This window comes from Oribacterium sp. WCC10, from assembly GCF_900113415.1.
Taxonomy (GTDB): Bacteria; Bacillota; Clostridia; order Lachnospirales; family Lachnospiraceae; genus Oribacterium.
In genome coordinates this window covers 27632-46407 of the sequence record NZ_FOPH01000017.1, presented here as the reverse complement: position 1 = coordinate 46407, position 18776 = coordinate 27632, and the positions used below count along the sequence as shown (strand labels likewise).

Genomic DNA, 18776 nt, shown 5'->3' with positions numbered 1-18776 from the left:
TTATTATCTAAGATTTTAAAGGAGGAACAGACAATCATGAAGATCACATCATTTGGACCACAAGTTGTAGTAAAGGATCTGGATCCCGTTATCGATTTATTCAAGGATCTTGGCTTCGAAATGCATCATAATCAGCAGAATGTAGAAGGCAGAGAAATAGATGGTATCGTCATGAAGGATTCAAACGGGTTCAGAATGAATATAGTGAAGGATGAAAAGATACCTATGGATTCTCTGATGGAAATCAGAATGAATGTTGATGATTTTGATGAGGCATGTGATTTCCTGGCTTCACGTGGTTTTGCTCCTCCAAAGGGTGTTGAAGTCGTCAATTCCGGCAGCGCAAAAGCATTGCCAATGGTATCTCCATCAGGTTTTATGATTCTGGTGGTTCATCATATCAAGAATCATAATTAAAGACAGGGACAGGTTGATGAACGTAGGAATTACCTGAAAACTATGCCTTGAATAGTAGTATACCGGCACTGTGAAAATGAGAGAATCATTTTCACAGTGCTTTTTACGTGGCAAATGTAGCAACCGATGTGCTAGTATAATGATGATCAAAGATGTGAGAAGACGAGGTGTGTTCATATGTTAAAGACAGTTGGACTGGGTTTACAGAATTTTGAAAAAGTTATAAGGGCAAATGCTTTTTATATAGATAAAACAAAATTCATATCAGAATGGTGGACAAGAGAGGATGATGTCACACTGATCACCCGGCCCAGACGCTTCGGAAAAACATTGATGCTTAGTACGGTAGAAGAGTTTTTCTCAGTCAGAAAGAAAGATAATGAGGAACTTTTTAAGGAGCTAAACGTTTATAAAGATGCGGAGGTCATGAAAGAGTGCGGCCAGTGGCCTGTTCTTTTTGTTTCCTTTGCAAATGTTAAGGCCGGAAGCTATAAAGGTGCATTACAACAATTCAATATAATCTTCAGTAAAATTCTTTCCACGATGGAATATATGAAGGATCAACTTAGCGACGCTGATCTTGAATTCTACAATAAAATATCCATTGATATGGAACCGGGAATAGCCTCAAACTGTATTGGATATTTTTGCAAGTGGCTAAGTGAGTATTATGGTAAAAATGTCATTATCCTCATCGATGAATACGACACTCCCATGCAGGAAGCCTATGTTAGCGGATATTGGGACGAGCTGGTTGAATTTATGAGAAATATGTTTAACACGACTCTGAAAACGAATCCGTATCTCGGAAAAGCACTTTTAACCGGTATTACAAGAGTGAGCCGTGAGTCATTGTTCTCGGATCTTAATAACCTGAAAATGGTAACCATTACTTCAGAAGAATATGCTGACTGCTTCGGGTTTACGGAAAATGAAGTATTTGAAGCGTTGGATAACTATGGCTACAGCTCCGAAAAAGAAAAGGTAAAGGAGTGGTATGACGGATTTAAGTTTGGAAATACCGAGGGTATTTATAACCCATGGTCTATTATCTCATTCCTTCAGGAAGGTAAGTACAAGGCATACTGGGCGAATACCAGTTCCAATTCGCTTGTATCAAAGCTTGTAAGAGAAGGAGAGGTTGAGATAAAGAAGTCCTTTGAGGAACTGCTTAGGGGCGGAAGCATTGAAACAGAGATAGATGAGCAGCTTGTTTACGGAGAAATGGACGGAAATGAAAAAGCCGTATGGAGCCTTCTGTTTGCAAGCGGATATCTCAAAGCTGTATCCATGATTGATATAGATGGAATAGCAAGGTATGAGCTTAAGCTTACAAATTATGAAGTTGTTGTCAGTTTTAGCGTACTCGTAAAAAGATGGTTCGAGAACGCCGGACAAAACTACAGTTATTTCGTAAAGGCTCTCCTTGAAGGAAACATCGTTGACATGATGGATACGTTGTCAGAGATCTGTGAGGATATGATAAGTACCTTTGACGGCAGCGGTAAGGCTGCTCCGGAAAACTTTTATCATGGACTTGTGATAGGGCTTCTGGTTGAACTCAGGAGCAGGTATGAGATAAAGTCAAATCGTGAAAGCGGTTTGGGAAGATATGATGTTATGCTTCGCCCAAAGGATAAGAAGGATAATGCAGTCATAATCGAGTTTAAATCCAAGCGTAGAAGCGAAAAAGGAAAGACGCTTGATGAACTTGCGGATATGGCTTTGAAGCAGATCGAAGACAAGAAGTACGAAACAGAACTTCTGGCAGCAGGATATGACAAAGAAAAAATAAAGAAATTTGCTTTTGCCTTTGAGGGAAAAGAACTTCTGATAAAAGAGGGATGATTACAGGGATGGTTCTCAATGAGAGCCATCTTTTTTACGCTGTGAAAGGGAATATTTCTATAACTCTTTTGTCGTTAGATTACGAAATTGAGGAAATGCGCTAAAAGGCACCAAACCATCGTACAAAGACGTGATTTAGTGCCTTTAGGCAGTACATCATTTTTTGACTTCAAACGCCAGCGTATCAAGTTTAGCTGACAGTTCAGTGACTGTCTTCATATAATGGTCAATCAGTTCTTTATCCTTATCAGACAGCTTGTCCTTCTTGTGAATCTTGTTTATCATTCGTACGGCGCATATGAATGACGCCTTTTCCTTTATATCATTTAGAATGTTTGCATCCTCGGTTTCAAAATAAAACTTCAGGAAAAGGTCTAAAAACAGCTGCGCTGTCTCATACGAAAATCCCATGAATTTTTCTACAACAGCAGGGTCATTTTCGCCCAATGTCTCATAGAAGTAGTAGAGATCACTGATCTCAGCCATAGGATGTCCAACAGAAAGCCTGTCCATATCGATAAGGAGCGGCTCTCCGTTCTGCAGGAAAACATTTCCGGTATGGAAATCTCCGTGAACCATGGTACGGGTATCGGGCAGTTCATCCACCAGCTTAGTGCATTTTTCTGCCAATGTCTCATCTTCCCTTGCGACTCCGCCTCTTATATAGCTCTTAAGTCTGTCAGTGGCAGGCGGAAAGCAATCATCTTCTGAAATCGTGATACCATGTATGGTTCTGGCAAGGTCTGCCATTATCTTGGCATAGGTCTCGACATGCCCCGGATTTTTGGCGATGAAGCTGGAAACTGTTTCTGAATCAAGAAGCTCATACATGGCACCATATCGATCACCCACAGCCACTATTCCGAAAGAAATCGCTGTAGGGATGCCCATGACAAATGCCCGCCTGCTTTGTGATATCTCTTTCTCAACATCACGGTAGGTATTGTTGTCATTGTATACCTTGATGACAAGTTCATCATCATAACGGTAAACCTCTCCCTTGGCGCCTCGTCCGATGCATTTGCAGCCATCCACAGAAACTTCTCTGTACTTTTTATATCTCGCCTTGTCACGGTCGAAACTGCCGGGCCAGATGAAATTCACGTGCTTGATATACTCTTTAAAGGCACCGGTCTTGTTAAGTGAAAGCTCCACCATTTCTCCGATGCTGCGATAGTACCAGTTTTGCATATCGGAATCGCTTTGGTGAAGATCCTGCCATATCTTTTCACCGTGCTCTGAATAGTATCCTGCCAAAGATCTGATATTCGCAAGCTTATCTGCAAGCCAAAGCATTTTCACGCCGATATCCTGACTGTTTTTCAATACAAGAAGTGACTCCTCTTTGCGTCGCTGCCAGGTGGCGCTGCGTGCCTCATCCGGATACTCCTGCTCGGATTCCGATGACACGATAAACGCTACCCGCTTTCCAAAACGTTTTTCAATCTCAGAAAGCGTTCCATCCGTATCTTCAACGATATCGTGCAGTATACCTGCGGTGATAATATCTTCATCATCCGTCATGGTCGAAAGTATCTGGGCAACCTCCAGCGGATGCAGGATAAATGGCTTGCCTCCGAATTTTCTGACCTTGCCCTGATGCATGACAGTTGCATATATGATGGCTTCCTCGATTTTATTCATCATTTTGTAACACCTCCATCGGTTACTTGAAAAGTTACTTCTAAGCAGATGGTACGGATTTTCAATGGGTTGATGTTTCACATCGAAAATCAGGCCAGGGAAACGCTTTAATCAGCGTTTCGCTATGTTTTGCATCCGAACATTCCACTCGAAAGCGGGCGTGATGCGCATTATCAGTGAGTAGGAAATTCACTCTACAGACTTGATCTCTGCCTGCAGATCCTGTTTGAGCGAATAGGTATCAAAAGCCGCTTCCTTAGGAAGATTTATAAATATATTGGTGATCTTGTCTACCTTTGCCAGACCTTCTCTTAAACTTACATCAAAAACATGTCCGCCTTTTGATCTGTCCTCAGAGAGGAAATGCAGATGCCATCCCGGCATATTTATCCCATCCATATAGTCCGGGAAATAAACACCCACCAGTGATCCGCGGATATTCTCAAAGATAAATGCCTCCTGAGTTTTGCTGAGAACCTCTTTCAATGTTATATGATGAGATCTGTAGGGCGCCTCAGATCTTGCATCCACCTTTTCAAATACCCCATCGATCCTCACGACATGCATGCTGTTAAGACCAAATCTCTCTTCAATTTTTCGTGTCAGTTCTGTTCGAATAGATGCGATATCCGGCATATCATTAAGCGTAAATTGCTGTTCTCCGTATAACTTTGCAACCGCTGCAAAAGGGACTCCTGTCTCCGGCGAAACCACTGATACATTTCCGCTCTGATCCGCTCTGTGACATTGACCATCCATAACGATCATTTCGCCATTTACATCTTCAAAAGTTCCGAGACCGGTATCCCCTTCCTTCATTAGTTCACCTACGCTTATAACCGCACGGCTGTATCCCAAAGCAAGTGCCTGCAATGTCGAAACCTGATACATTTTATTATCCATACATTTTCTCCTTTTTAGGAACATCCGAAACCGGGGTCATGTTTTAGAAGGCTCTACGTCCTTTATATACTTTCTGCACAGTTTTACCGACACTACGCCCAGCGCAATTCCGGTCTTTCTTGTTTTCTTATAAAAACAGCTGTTATCCTATGATGATCGCAGTACTACTCCTGTCTTAATTACTAATTACGGCGGACTTATACTCTTTCATAACTACAAATATTAGTAATAGGATGGCTAAATGCTGCATTGATCACTGAATCGAATCTTAGAGGACATGGTTTGATGCCTTTCGCCAGTATTTATGTCAAATCCACGATATATTCGTCAGTAAAAATGTAATCAACGCCAATTATTCGTCAGTAAAAATGTAACAATCGTTGTATTTTCGTCAGTAAAAATGAATGGATCAAGATTGCAGAATGATATAAACGACGAATATGTCAAAAACTGTTTTGGATGGGTAAGGGAAGATATTAAAATGGATACAGAAGCATGTCTTCGCATAATCATTCAAAGGTAGGCTGATATGAGACAGGAAGGAAACGACACAAGAAAAAAGCTTCGCAGGAAAAGACAGACGCCCATAAGGATCATAACAGGGGGGATGCTGACAGTAGCGGTATTCGTGGGAATCTGGAGCTACAATCAATACAATGTCAGAAAATCAATTGAAGCGGCAAACAATACTACTCTGACGGGGAATATCAATTCCCGGGATTCGGGTAATGCAGGAAATACAGTAGATTACGGAAGTAATGCCAATACATATATTCCGGAGAACCAGAACGGTTCGGTATATTCTGATAACCTTTCCGGAAGCGGTCAATCAACTCTTGAGACTGTATCCCGTGAAGAGCTGCAGAAGAAAATGCAGGAAGCGGGCATGCCGGTGGATGAAAACGGAAATCTCACCATAGGCGGTGTGAGCCTGGATGGTCTGAGAGAGCAGTTTGGGGCAGGAAATGCAGGATCCGGGGCGGATGGCTCTGATAAATCAGGCTCAAGCTCCACGGTTAACACCACAAACTCGTCAGACTCCTCAGGAAACTCAGGAGTCACTACATCAGGTACGACAGGTTCCACTACATCCGGTACATCCAAAACCTCCGGTGTCAAAACCATCGAATGCAAGAAAACTCCAAGCGGCGACTGCATCTACACAGTAGACGGAAAAGCAACCACAGAGCGCCCGAGCCTTTTCGCTGAAAAGGAATTCTACTACAACGGCGTTCACTACAAAAAGAATACAGCAGTAAAAGCATGGCTCATCCTTGGTGTCGATAATGTAGGATCCCTCCAGATAGACAGAAAAATCTCAGAAATCGGCCTCTCAGACGGAATCTTTCTTGTAGCGGAAGACAAGGCTAAAAATAAGGTACATATCATTCAGGTGCCGCGAGATACCATGACCACCATCACGGTTACGGATTCAAACTCTGACCCCATAGGAACAGCGACAGACCACCTCACCAGAGCATGGATGTATGGCGATAACCACGCAAAGTCCGGAAAGTACGCCATGGAGGCAGTGTCCGGCGTATTCGGCGGACTTCCTATAAACGGCTACATGGCGGGATCCATAGATGTCATAAAAGAGCTGAACGACTACGTGGGAGGAGTTGAAGTCACCATCAATGAAGACGGACTGGAAGCCGCTGATCCTGCCTTCGTCAAAGGCAAGACCGTCCTTCTGAACGGCGAGCAGGCGGAGAAGTTTGTCAGGAGGAGAGATGTCAATGTTGATTTCTCTGCCATATACCGTATGAAGAGACACCGTCAGTATATGATAGCTTTTGAAAACAAAGTACTGAAGCTGCAGAAGAAAGATTCCGACACCATTCCGGGACTCTTCGAACTCATCGAAAACAACATCGTTACCGACATGTCCAAGGGAACATATCTGAAAATCGCTCTTGATATAGCACTGAACAACGAGAAGTTCACCAATGATAATTTCTCAAATCTTGAAGGCAAAAGTGTAGTAAACCATGAAGAAAATCTGGATGAATTCTGGCCGGATTATGAATATTTGGATAAATTGACATTAAAATACTTCTTTAGAAGCGTATAAATATACTTAAAAAGTTCGATTTTTGACATATTATCACTTTAACATATACTTTATAGGCAATAGAATATACTTAAACGACAAAGGTACTGTGAAATATATCCAAGGGAATCGTATGTAAGGAAACACTGATCGATCATGATCGGGTTTTCCCCTGAAAGTGACTCCCTCAGCTTCCCAATTTACCTGAGTATTGTATCGGTCTAAGGCGAACTGATAAAAAGGACTGATGTTTCTGACAGAGGAGTTGTGCTTCATGAGTACCTTGCAAAATCAAATGTATGAGGACTCTGAAGACGGAGTCGCAAGTAATCTTTAAGCCGGAAGAGGCTTCCTTGAGAAATCAAGGTCAGAATGGAGGTAAATTCATGAAGAAGAAACTAATGGCGGCAGCACTTGTTTTGGGACTTTCACTTTCAACTGTTTCAGTCTCAATGGCTGCTATTTCAGCAAAGAACGTAAGACAGGTTGAAGGCAACACTTCAACAGGTGGCGGATCAAGTTCAGGCGGAACAGGCTCAAGTACAGGAAGCTCCGGAGTTACATCAGGCTCCAGTGTCGGATCATCTGTTGATAACGGCTCTTACACAAACTCAAAAGGCGATACCATCACCAAGAATACAGCAACGGATGGTGCTAACAAGCTTGTAACAGAGAAGAATGAGAGAACCGGTTACGTATTTACAACAGGCGAGAAGAGCAACACTGATGGATCGAAGGAAGTCGTGAGATCATCTACTGTTCCTAACGGAACCGTTGTGGATAGCAAGCCCATAGCCGGAGGAGTATACTTCTACGTTAGAACAGAAACTAACGGAACAAAAGCCGGTGGCGTAATCGGCGCAGATGGTAATCTTATCGCAACAGGTAAGACTGAGTTCTACAACGAGCTCACTGCTGACGGTACAGTTCTCACACACTATGTTGATGCATTCGGACGTTATCTTGTAGGACAGCAGGTGATTAATGGCGTTACATACTTGTTCAATGAAGAAGGTATCATCATCGGCTGATAAAACTGAAAATCTCTGACACACTACATACAACTGGTTAGCTTGATTTTTTTACTGTTGGTTAAGTTGATTTAAATTAGTATAGACAGGCAACCGGAAGGCAGTAGGCGGACAGTCTGCTGCCTTTTATTGTCGACAAAACGGGCAAACAGTAAAAGAGATATAGGAGCTGTCCGGATTGACATCTGTATGACAGATAAAACGGAAATGGCTTTTATAGAGGGAGGACAGATAAAGTGTTCGATATACATTCCCATATCATCTATCATATAGATGACGGTGCCAGAGATATAGAAGAGTCCGTCGAACTTATCCGGTCTGACACAAGACAGGGAGTGACGGATATCATTGCAACTCCGCATTATTATGTGCAGTATCCTACAGACCCGAAAAGAATAAACGAAAAGCTACTCGATATAAAACAGGCCGTTTCCAAAGAGGGCATAGAAGTTAATCTCTATACCGGAAACGAAGTGCTTTACTTCGACAGCATGACAGAGAGACTGAAGTCAGGGGAAATACTTACACTCTGCGGCAGCAAGTACACACTTATCGAGTTTTATCCGCTTGAAAGCTATACGACCATAATGAAGTGTATCCGCAATGTTCGCCAGGCGGGATACCGACCGGTCATAGCTCATGCAGAAAGATTCAAGGGATTGCAGGATAACGGGCTTTCGGAAGTGATATCGCAGGGAGCGTACATACAGCTATCAACAGAACCTTTAACAAGAAGAGGACTTGGCGCGATGCTCGACCGTGAAACGGTCTTTGTGAGAAATGCCCTGAAAAAACGACAGGGACATTTTCTCGGGACTGATATGCATCGGACTGATACGAGACCTCCGAAGGTGGAAGGAGCACTAAACTGGATACAGAAGAATCTGGATCCGGAGTATGCGGAGAAAGTCCTGAGCGGCAATGCAAGACGTATAGTAGAGGATGTAGAGATAAATTAGTTGAAACTGAAAGCTTGATCGGAAGACCGGACGAGTATGGCGTTCACCAATTAATGAACGGTCAGGGTTTGAATTACCTGTAAAAGTGAATTGTGCTGTCCAGGTAAACAGGATATTGCTGTTCGGGCGAACGGAAAAGATCGACCAAAGCTTTTATGAATTATACACCGGACTTTCCGGTGCAGATGAGGGGATCAAATGAATACAGCAGCGGCAAAGATGCTTATAGCGGAGTCTTTTACCGAAACAAGCAGGAATGTCAACACGCTTTCTGCTATTCAGGGAGGATGTAAAGGCGACAGAGATTCTGACAGTCTTTACGGTATGGTGAAAAGTATACGACGAGAGGAATATCTTGACGCACGTGAAGTGGCTGAAAAGTGGGAGCTTACAGTACGATATATCCAGACACTGTGCAGACACGGTGACATCGAAGGCGCGATCAAAAGAGAGGGTAAGTGGTATATACCTGTTGATTCGGAAAAGCCTGAAGATCATCGTATAACCAGCGGAAAATACAAGGGATGGCGCAAGAAGTATCATGTGAAAGAGAAGATCGATCCGGCTCTGAAGAGATTGATCAGGGATGTACATGAGAATGCTGAGAATTACTCCGTAAGGAGTGGTGAGGGGAAGTAGCCTATGCCGGAAAACAATACTATACAGCCCAAGAATGTGGTGGCACTTAAACGTGTGGATGACAATGTCATAACCATAGATCTCGTAGAGCTGTTTTTTGAACTTAAGAAGCACATCGTGCTTTTGATTCTGTCTCTGATTATAGGTGGTGGAGTAGGGTATGCCATTTCAAGATTTGTGATGGTGCCTACTTATACGAGTACATCTATCATATATGTAATGAGTAAGGAAACTACTCTTACATCATTAGCAGACCTTCAGATAGGATCACAGCTTACTGCGGATTACAAGGTTCTTGTAACATCCCGTACTGTTATGGAAAATGCCATAAAGAAGCTCAACATCGAAGGCATGGATTATCTTGATCTCAGAAAAAAGATAACTCTTAACAATCCAAATAACACAAGAATTCTGAATATTTCAGTGCTGGATACAGATCCTAAGAGAGCAAAAGAACTTACGGATGCAGTATCTGAATGTGCGTCAGACTATATTGCGGACATCATGGAGCAGGATCCTCCGAAGATCATCGAGTACGGTGAGATACCATGGAAAAAGACAGGCCCTCACACCGGAAAGAATACCGTCATATCAGCTATGCTGTTTCTGATGGTGGCGATCGCCGGTGTAACCATATCGATGGTTACAGATGATACCATCAAAACTCAGGATGATATCGATAAGTACTTCAACCTTCCTGTTCTTGCTTCCATACCTGAGAAGGATCCGGAAGCTGCCAAAAAAGCGGATCAGTATAACTATGCTTATCGCAACAAAAAACACAAATAAGGAGCTTTGTGCATGACTATCAATAAACATGAAGTAACTTTGAAGCTGGCTCCGGATGATGACTTCAGATACAGCGAGGCTCTGAGAACACTTAGAACAAATCTGATGTTTTCCGGATCAAAAGTCAGAAATATCCTTATCACATCAACTTCTCCCAATGAAGGAAAGTCCACAACCTCCTTTGAACTTGCGAAGGTATTTGCAGAGTCAGGAAAACATACTCTGTATCTTGACTGCGATATACGTAAGTCGGAGTTTGTGTCCGTTCACCAGATACAGGGAGAAACAGTGGGGCTTTCTCAGATGCTGACAGGGCAGGTTAAGCTGGAAGAAGGATTCTATACGGATCCCCAGATGCCGAATCTGGATATGATATTTGCGGGACCATATTCACCGAATCCTACCGAGCTTTTCGAGGATGAGATGTGTGATAAGCTGTTTCAACTTATAAACGAGCTTGACTATGATGTTGTGATCATGGATACAGCTCCTGTAGGAACTGTCATAGATGCAGCCATACTTACAAGGTACGCTGACGGAGCAGCGCTTGTTATAGAATCAGAAGTAACCTCCCGTCACATGTTCCAGAGAGCAAAGGAACAGCTTGACAGAACAGGAGTCAGATTCCTGGGCGTCATCCTCAACAAGGTAAATATGACCAAGGGCGGATACTACAACAGATATTACAGCAAGTATGGCAAGAAGTACGGTAAGAAGTACGCAAGATATGCGAAATACGGGTACGGCCATGGAAGTGAAGAAAAACAGCAGTAACAGTAAGAGTATAAGGCTATATCATGAAAGAATCTTTATGATCATGTTTGCAGACGGCTTGAGCATGATACTGTCCTTCTTCCTTGCGATGTTCATAAGATTTGAGTTTATGATAGGTACTATCTCAAGGAGATATGTACACAATCTTACGTTATTTATACCATTTGTGATACTTATAAGCTTTGCGGTATATTACGTTTTTAAGCTGTATCACAGTATATGGAGATTTGCCAGTGTATCGGAAGTGAGCCGGATCATGAAAGCCTATCTGGTTCTCGGACCTATACTTGTGGTATTTAACCGCGTGGTGCCATTTTCCATACCGAGAAGCATACTCCTCATGGGATTTATCCTCAGTATGTTCTTCTGTGTGCTTATAAGGTTCGGGTACAGACTGGTGAGATACAACATTAACATCACCCGTAATCAAAGGTACATAGACGGAGTTGATCAGGTTCTTCTCGTGGGTGCAGGTCAGGCGGCGAGAGCCATCATCAAGGAGCAGCAGATAGGACCGAAAAAAGATTTTGTGGTCAGAACTGTTGTGGATGACAGCCCGATGCTGCTTGGAAAATACATCGACGGACACAAGATAGAAGGAAACCGTGATGACATACCGAGACTTGTGAAGAAGTATGGCATCAGCAAGATAGTTTTCTCCATACCGTCCGCAAGCAAAAAAGATAAAGCGGATATCCTTAATATCTGTAAGGAAACAGGCTGTAAGCTTCAGTCTGTCCCCGGTATCGATCAGCTTGTAAACGGAGAAGTAAGCGTATCCAAGATACGTGATGTTGATATCGTGGATCTCCTTGGAAGAGATGAGGTTCATGTAAACCTTGACGAGATCAAAAATGCGATAAACGGCAAGGTTATCATGGTCACAGGTGGCGGCGGCTCCATCGGTTCCGAGCTTTGCAGGCAGATCGCGGCAGCGAAACCGAAACAGCTTATCATCTTTGATATCTATGAGAACAATGCCTACGCCATAGAGCAGGAACTGAAACGAAAGTATCCGGGTCTCGATGTGGTTACACTTATAGGTTCTGTGAGAAATGCGGCAAGGATAGAAGATGTTATAAAGGAGTATCATCCTTACGTCATCTACCACGCAGCAGCTCACAAGCATGTTCCGCTTATGGAGACAAGTCCAAACGAAGCCATAAAGAACAATGTCATGGGAACCTACTACACCGCGAAGGCGGCGGCCGAAAACGGAGTAAAGAAATTCCTTCTGATCTCAACTGACAAGGCAGTGAACCCGACATCCCTTATGGGGGCAAGTAAGAGAATCTGTGAGATGATCATCCAGATGATGAGCCGGAAGTATCCGAAAACTGTATTCATGGCTGTAAGATTCGGTAATGTTTTAGGTTCAAACGGATCCGTCATTCCGCTTTTCAAGAAGCAGATCGCGGAGGGAGGCCCCGTTACAGTTACAGATCCGAGGATAGAGAGATACTTCATGACTATACCTGAGGCGGTTTCTCTGGTGCTTGAAGCAAGCTACTATGCAAAGGGCGGTGAGATATTCGTCCTTGATATGGGAAAACCTGTGAAGATCATGGATCTCGCAAGAAATATGATCAAACTCTCCGGATTCACACCGGATGAAAACGGCATACCTATAAAGATAGTGGGACTAAGACCCGGCGAAAAGCTGTATGAGGAACTGCTCATGAGCGAGGAAGGCATGCAGAAGACACCGAACAATCTCATATATATAGCGAAGCCTATAGAGATGGACGATGAAAACTTCATGAAGATGCTTAAGGTACTTGATGATGAGTCAAGACATGAAAGCATGGAGATAAAGAGACTGGTGGCAAGTGTTGTTCCGACCTATAAGGTAGAGAACAAGAGCTCTAGTAAGATAGCCTAGGGAAAAGTATTATGAATGTGTAATTTACGTGGGTGGCAGGTAAAAATGTCACCCACGTAATGTATCATAGCGGTGTCGATTATAAGACATACACAATACGAACAGAAATCTATGTAGGGGAAGTGGTGAAATCCATGGTTGACTTTTTACAAGATGAGAGATTTAAAGGAATCAAACCATTTGAAAAGAAGATATGGCTGTCAAGCCCCACCATGCATGGAGATGAGCAGAGATGGGTTGATGAAGCTATACGTACAAACTGGGTTTCCACAGTTGGCGAAAATATCAATGAAGTAGAGAAACAGGTAGCTGAAAAGGTTGGTCGAAAGTATGCAGTAGCTCTTGCATCCGGCACAGCAGCACTTCATCTCGCCATCAGACTTTGCGGAGAAAAGCTCTACGGAATGGCAAATGTATCTCATGGAACACTTGAAGCAAAACGGGTTTTCTGCTCTGACATGACCTTTGATGCAACGGTTAATCCTGTTTGCTATGAAGGCGGGATTCCGGTTTTCATAGATACTGAAAAAGGCACCTGGAATATGGATCCTGAGGCGCTTGAAAAAGCATTTGAGATCTATCCGGAAGTTAAACTTATAGTAGTTGCCCATCTCTACGGAACACCCGGAAAGATGGATGAGATCAGGAGAATCGCCGATGCTCATGGCGCCCTGATAGTTGAAGATGCGGCGGAAAGCTTCGGCGCATCGTATAAAGGAAAGCAGACAGGATGCTTCGGTAATGTGAGTATCATATCCGGAAACGGGAATAAGATAATCACAGGAAGTTCCGGAGGATTCCTTCTTACAGACAGTGAGGAGGATGCAAACAAGGTGAGAAAATGGAGTACACAGTCCCGTGAAGATGCCGCATGGTATCAGCATGAGGAACTTGGGTACAACTACAGGATGTCAAATATCATCGCCGGAATCCTGAGAGGTCAGATGCCATATCTCGAAGAGCATATAGCGCAGAAAAAAGCAATTTACGAGAGATATAAGGAAGGACTTAAGGATCTTCCGGTACAGATGAATCCATACGATGAAGAGAACAGCATCCCGAACTTCTGGCTCTCCTGCATGATCATAGATGAAACGGCGATGTGCCGGTCGGTTAGAGGTGAAAAGGAAGAGCTGTGGTGCTCTGAAAAAGGGGAGGGCTGTCCTGGAGAGATACTTGCAGCATTGAAGGCATACAATGCCGAGGGCAGACCTGTATGGAAACCCATGCATATGCAGCCGATATACAGGAGTCATGCATTTGTGACGAAGACCGGAAATGGCAGAGCAAGATCCAATGCCTATATAAATGAAACAGGTTTCGAGGACATTGGTGCTGACATCTTCAGACGAGGAGTTTGCCTGCCGAGCGATAATAAGATGACGGCGGAGGAACAGGAGAGAGTTATAGAAATCATACATAGGTGTTTTGGGTAGTGACTATCATTCACTTATAATTGGCCAAAAAGTGAATTGTTTTACAAAATATGTTAAAATAGAAGAGTAATCCGTCAAAGAAAAATAGGAAATCTTAGGTTACAGAAATCGTGGTTAAGCAAAGGAGAGACAGACTTGAAAGAATTCAATACAACAGCTGTATGTATACCGGAAAAACATTATATGGTTGATCTCTCCGAAAGAGTAAAAGAAATAAAAAAGCTGGTTGATTCAGGGAAGTATTTTACCATTAACAGAGCGAGACAGTATGGTAAAACCACGACAATAGATGCGCTTTATCGTGTTCTCAAGGATCAATATATTGTTATCAGTCTGGATTTTCAGGATATTGAAGATGGCAGTTTTATAAATGGTGGAGAATTTTCAAAAGCTTTTGCAAGAATTTTGCTGGATGCATCAGATTTTGAAGGTCTGACGGTGCCGGAGGATATAAAAGAAAAACTACAGGCTTTGAATGATAGAGAAACTACAGAAGTAAAAATGGATGATTTATTTCGCGTTTTTCGTAATTGGTTTTTGGAATCAACAGAGCCAATAGTACTTATCATTGATGAGGTTGATACTGCCACAAATAATCAGGTTTTCCTTGATTTTCTTGCTCAGCTTCGTTCTCTGTATCTCAAAAGGGAAAAGAATCCAAAAGTAAAAACTTTCCAATCCGTAATTCTTGCAGGAGTAAATGATGTAAAACATCTTAGGAGCAAGATTCGTGATGAGGATCAACGCAAAAAAAACAGTCCCTGGAATATAGCGGCAGACTTTGACATAGATATGAGCCTATCCGAAACAGGTATCAAAGGTATGCTTGATGAATATGAAGCGGATCACCAGACAGGAATGGATACAGCAGATATTGCAAAAGAAATTCGGGAATATACAAACGGTTATCCATTTCTGGTGAGTCGAATCTGTCAGTTGATAGATGAGCAGGTTTCAAAAAAGATAAGTCTTTCGGAGGCATGGACAAAAAACGGACTGGACGAAGCCGTGAAACTGATTCTGCAGGAGAATAATACGCTGTTTCAGTCACTTACTAAGAATCTGAATAATCTTCCTAAGCTAAAAGAATCTATACGAAGTATCCTGATGGAAGGAACGAAAATCACGTACAATGCCCAGCAGGATGAAATCGTTGAGATGCAGATGTATGGATTGATCAGGAATGATCATAATACAGTGCGTGTGGCAAACAGAATATTTGAAACTATGCTGTACAACCTGTTTCTGTCTGAGGAAGAGCTGAAAAACAATGTATTTTCAAAAGCGGGAGATCTTGCAAAGAATCAGTTTATCGCTGATGGAAAGCTTAACATGCGGCTGATCATGGAGAGGTTCATCGCTACATATACAGAGGTATTTGGTCCACTGGAGGAAAGATTCAAGGAGAAAGACGGAAGAGAACAGTTCCTGCTCTATATAAAGCCGATTATCAACGGTACAGGTAACTATTATATCGAAGCGCAAACCAGAGATCAGACCAGAACAGATATTATAGTAGATTACCTGGGACAGCAATATATCATAGAACTGAAAATCTGGCGTGGCGATCGTTACAATGCCGAAGGCGAGAAACAGATCAGCGAGTATCTGGACTACTTTGGACTCACAACCGGATATATGCTGAGCTTCAACTTCAATAAGAATAAGGAAACGGGAGTTCATCCGGTATATGTTGGGGATAAGCTGCTGTATGAGGGGGTTGTGTGAGTGAGGCAATGTGAAATGATTTCAGTGATTGTTCCGGTATATAATGTTGAACCTTACTTGCGGAAATGCCTCGACAGCATAGTGAATCAAACCTATAAAGATCTCGAAATACTTGTGATTGATGATGGAAGCACAGATGGTTGTGGCAAGATTTGCGATGAGTATGGGGAGAAGGATAAGAGAATCAGAGTCTTTCATACTGAGAATCGAGGACTTAGTGCTGCTAGAAATCTGGGACTGGATGAAGCTAAAGGTGATTGGATCGGGTTTGTGGATTCAGATGACTGGATAGATGAGGATATGTATGAGGCGCTTTATGACAGAGCGCTGGAGACTGGGGCGGATGTTGTGGAGTGTGGGTATTATTCGGAATACCAGAACAGTACAGTAGAAAACATAAAAGAAGATGTAGTGTTTACAGGAGAAAATGCGGTACTTATGCTACTTCAAGGAAAACTTAGCAATACAGTATGGAGCAAACTTTGGAGGAATGTATGCTTTAAGAATCTCAGATTTCCTGTAGGCAGACTATTTGAAGAGTACGCTATAACCTATCGGCTATTATATGATGCTGAAAAAGTTTGTGCTATACACTCAAGTAAATATCATTATTTTCAGAGGTCGGATAGCATCTCAAGAATACACAGTATGAAAAACCTTACAGATTTATGGTTATCAAATAAAGAAAGGTATGATTTTCTTATAGGTGTTGTTGATAAGGCATATGATCAGGATTTACTAAAAACCTGTGCATTCTCGATTGCCAGAACATGGTCGTATTATTATGGGTGTAGCTTGGAAGAAAAGAAAAAATATAACTGTATTGTGCGGCAAATGAATGATTTCTCAAGAGAACACTTCCCAAAGGTTGGATGTGATTTTTGGGATATCAAATTAAGAATTATTATTTTCTTTACGCATTATAAAAACGATTCTTCTTTTTTGATTGCATGGATACTTAATAAAATGCATAAAAAAATTAGCAACACGCATTTGATTATTTAGGAAGTGTATAGAGGGTATTAAAGGTGGGCTATATTTGTAGAAACGCCAAATCAGGTAAAGGTGGTTGAAAAAGGAAGTCAAGAAATAAATAGAAAGAGTGAAGAAGGAAGCTGTGGACGGTATGTGGAATCCCAAATATATTGAAGATTTGAATACCAGACGTGCTAAAGCTAAAGATGGCGGAGGACAAAAACGTATTGATGTTCAACACGGAAAAGGAAAACTGACCGTGTGGGAACGAATCAATTATCTATTTGATCCGGGCTCGTTTCATGAAGTGGGTTCTCTTGTCGAATCTCGCTTTACTGATTTTGGAATGGATAAAAAAAAGCTCTCCGGAGATGGTGTTGTTACAGGATTCGGAACTATTAATGGGAAAGCTGTTTATGTAGCTGCCGAAGACTTTACGGTTATTGGCGGTACCTATGGCGAATACCACAGCAAGAAAATCGTCCGTATCATGGATATGGCTTTCCAATCAAAAGCTCCTTTCATAACCATCAATGATTCCGGCGGGGCGAGGATGGAGGAGGGCATCGCAGGCCTTGATGGCTATGGTGATATGTTCTTGAGACATACTCGGGCGTCTGGAAAGATACCTCAAATTGCTGTGATTATGGGACCATGCGCTGGCGGTGCTTGCTATGGACCGGCTCTTTGCGATTATGTCTTCATGGTTGAGAAGACCAGCCAGATGTTTTTAACGGGGCCTGCAGTGGTGAAAACTGTTATGGGTGAAGATATCAGTACAGAGCAGCTCGGAGGAGCTGATAGCCACAGTTCATTATCCGGTGTTGCTCATTTCAAGTATTCTTCGGAATATGAATGCTTGGATGGGGTAAAGAAGCTGCTTTCCTATCTACCAAAGAACTACAGAGAGAAGCCAGTCAGAATCATAGGAAAAGCACGTGATCATTCCGAAGAACTTCAGGAGATTGTCACGGACAATCAGCGACGTGCTTATGATGTTCATAAGGTGATTGACACTTTTGTGGATGAAGGAACCTTCTTTGAGATCCATCAGGATTTCGGAAAGAGTATTGTGGTAGGATACGCCAGACTGGATTCCGAGGTGATTGGAATTGTCGCATCGAATCCTATGTGGCTCGGTGGATCTCTGGACATCGATTCTGGCGAAAAGGCCGCACGATTTGTCCGTTGCTGTGACTGCTTTGGAATTCCGCTTTTAACCATGATCGATGTTCCCGGTTTCATGCCGGGAAGCAAAATGGAGCATGGCGGAATTATTAGACGCGGAGCAAAGCTTCTCTATGCTTATTGCGAGGCAAGTGTGCCGAAGGTTAGCCTTATTCTGCGGAAAGCATATGGCGGAGCTTATATCGCTATGAACAGCAAGGGAATGGGAGCGGATATCGTTTACGCCTGGCCCATTGCGCAAATTGCTGTTATGGGAGCTGAAGGCGCAGTTGGCATCATGTACAAGCATGAGCTTGAGGAAGCAGCTGATAAAGAGGCTGTAAGAGCTGAGAAGATAGCTGAGTATAATGACAAGTTCATGTCACCCTACATAGCTGCGAAGCTCGGTATTATCGATGAAGTGATAAGCCCGGAGGAAACAAGGCGAAAAATCAGAACGGCATTTGAGAGCCTGAGTTCAAAGGAACGGTCTGAGCTTAGTTATTCACACGGTAACATCCCGCTGTAACA

Annotated in this window: 15 protein-coding genes; 13 read left to right on the top strand and 2 right to left on the bottom strand. The window is 42.7% G+C overall.

The window, feature by feature from the left end:
• Positions 1-36: 36 nt before the first annotated feature.
• Both BM294_RS12010 and BM294_RS12005 read left to right on the top strand, forming a co-directional pair.
• A complete protein-coding gene (locus tag BM294_RS12010) occupies positions 37-417 on the top strand; it encodes a VOC family protein (protein WP_091208626.1) in 381 nt (126 codons plus the stop codon).
• Between the two features lie 177 nt (positions 418-594).
• Positions 595-2265, top strand: a complete 1671-nt coding sequence (locus tag BM294_RS12005) for an AAA family ATPase (RefSeq protein WP_091208623.1) — start codon at positions 595-597, stop codon at positions 2263-2265.
• Between the two features lie 156 nt (positions 2266-2421).
• Here the strand turns inward: BM294_RS12005 and BM294_RS12000 are convergent, their stop codons facing one another.
• Together BM294_RS12000 and BM294_RS11995 are read right to left on the bottom strand one after the other, a co-directional pair.
• Positions 2422-3912 carry an HD domain-containing protein gene (locus BM294_RS12000; protein WP_091208620.1) on the bottom strand — a complete coding sequence of 497 codons (1491 nt, stop codon included), beginning with the start codon at positions 3910-3912 and terminating at the stop codon, positions 2422-2424.
• Positions 3913-4098: 186 nt separating this feature from the next.
• The gene (locus BM294_RS11995; protein ID WP_091208617.1) at positions 4099-4812 is read right to left on the bottom strand and encodes an acetolactate decarboxylase; all 714 of its coding nucleotides are present in this window, start codon (positions 4810-4812) and stop codon (positions 4099-4101) included.
• A gap of 529 nt (positions 4813-5341) precedes the next feature.
• Between BM294_RS11995 and BM294_RS11990 the strand changes: the two genes are divergently transcribed.
• The 11 genes from BM294_RS11990 to BM294_RS11940 all read left to right on the top strand — a co-directional run bounded on the left by BM294_RS11990 (position 5342) and on the right by BM294_RS11940 (position 18774).
• Positions 5342-6886: an LCP family protein gene (locus BM294_RS11990; RefSeq protein ID WP_091208615.1), complete on the top strand. Its 1545-nt coding sequence runs from the start codon at positions 5342-5344 to the stop codon at positions 6884-6886.
• Between the two features lie 365 nt (positions 6887-7251).
• Positions 7252-7896 (top strand): hypothetical protein, encoded by a 645-nt coding sequence (locus BM294_RS11985; RefSeq protein ID WP_091208612.1) that lies wholly within the window; start codon positions 7252-7254, stop codon positions 7894-7896.
• 236 nt (positions 7897-8132) lie between these two features.
• Positions 8133-8855 carry a CpsB/CapC family capsule biosynthesis tyrosine phosphatase gene (locus BM294_RS11980; protein WP_091208609.1) on the top strand — a complete coding sequence of 241 codons (723 nt, stop codon included), beginning with the start codon at positions 8133-8135 and terminating at the stop codon, positions 8853-8855.
• A 198-nt stretch (positions 8856-9053) separates the two neighbouring features.
• Positions 9054-9494 carry a hypothetical protein gene (locus BM294_RS16595; RefSeq protein ID WP_330389873.1) on the top strand — a complete coding sequence of 147 codons (441 nt, stop codon included), beginning with the start codon at positions 9054-9056 and terminating at the stop codon, positions 9492-9494.
• Positions 9495-9497: 3 nt separating this feature from the next.
• Complete coding sequence (locus tag BM294_RS11970; protein WP_242944526.1) at positions 9498-10283, top strand: YveK family protein; 786 nt, start codon at positions 9498-9500, stop codon at positions 10281-10283.
• A gap of 12 nt (positions 10284-10295) precedes the next feature.
• Entirely contained in the window at positions 10296-11057 is a 762-nt protein-coding gene (locus BM294_RS11965) for a CpsD/CapB family tyrosine-protein kinase (RefSeq protein ID WP_091208607.1), read from the top strand.
• Positions 11011-12939, top strand: coding sequence for a polysaccharide biosynthesis protein (locus BM294_RS11960; RefSeq protein ID WP_091208604.1), 1929 nt, complete (start codon positions 11011-11013; stop codon positions 12937-12939). The genes BM294_RS11965 and BM294_RS11960 overlap by 47 nt, the downstream gene beginning before the upstream one ends.
• A 134-nt stretch (positions 12940-13073) precedes the next feature.
• On the top strand, positions 13074-14375 hold the full coding sequence (locus BM294_RS11955; protein ID WP_175494665.1) for a DegT/DnrJ/EryC1/StrS family aminotransferase: 1302 nt from the start codon (positions 13074-13076) through the stop codon (positions 14373-14375).
• A 135-nt stretch (positions 14376-14510) separates the two neighbouring features.
• Positions 14511-16103: a P-loop NTPase family protein gene (locus tag BM294_RS11950; protein WP_091208601.1), complete on the top strand. Its 1593-nt coding sequence runs from the start codon at positions 14511-14513 to the stop codon at positions 16101-16103.
• 15 nt (positions 16104-16118) lie between these two features.
• Positions 16119-17108 carry a glycosyltransferase family 2 protein gene (locus tag BM294_RS11945; RefSeq protein WP_139225883.1) on the top strand — a complete coding sequence of 330 codons (990 nt, stop codon included), beginning with the start codon at positions 16119-16121 and terminating at the stop codon, positions 17106-17108.
• A gap of 97 nt (positions 17109-17205) precedes the next feature.
• Positions 17206-18774, top strand: coding sequence for an acyl-CoA carboxylase subunit beta (locus BM294_RS11940; RefSeq protein ID WP_330389872.1), 1569 nt, complete (start codon positions 17206-17208; stop codon positions 18772-18774).
• Positions 18775-18776: the final 2 nt, after the last annotated feature.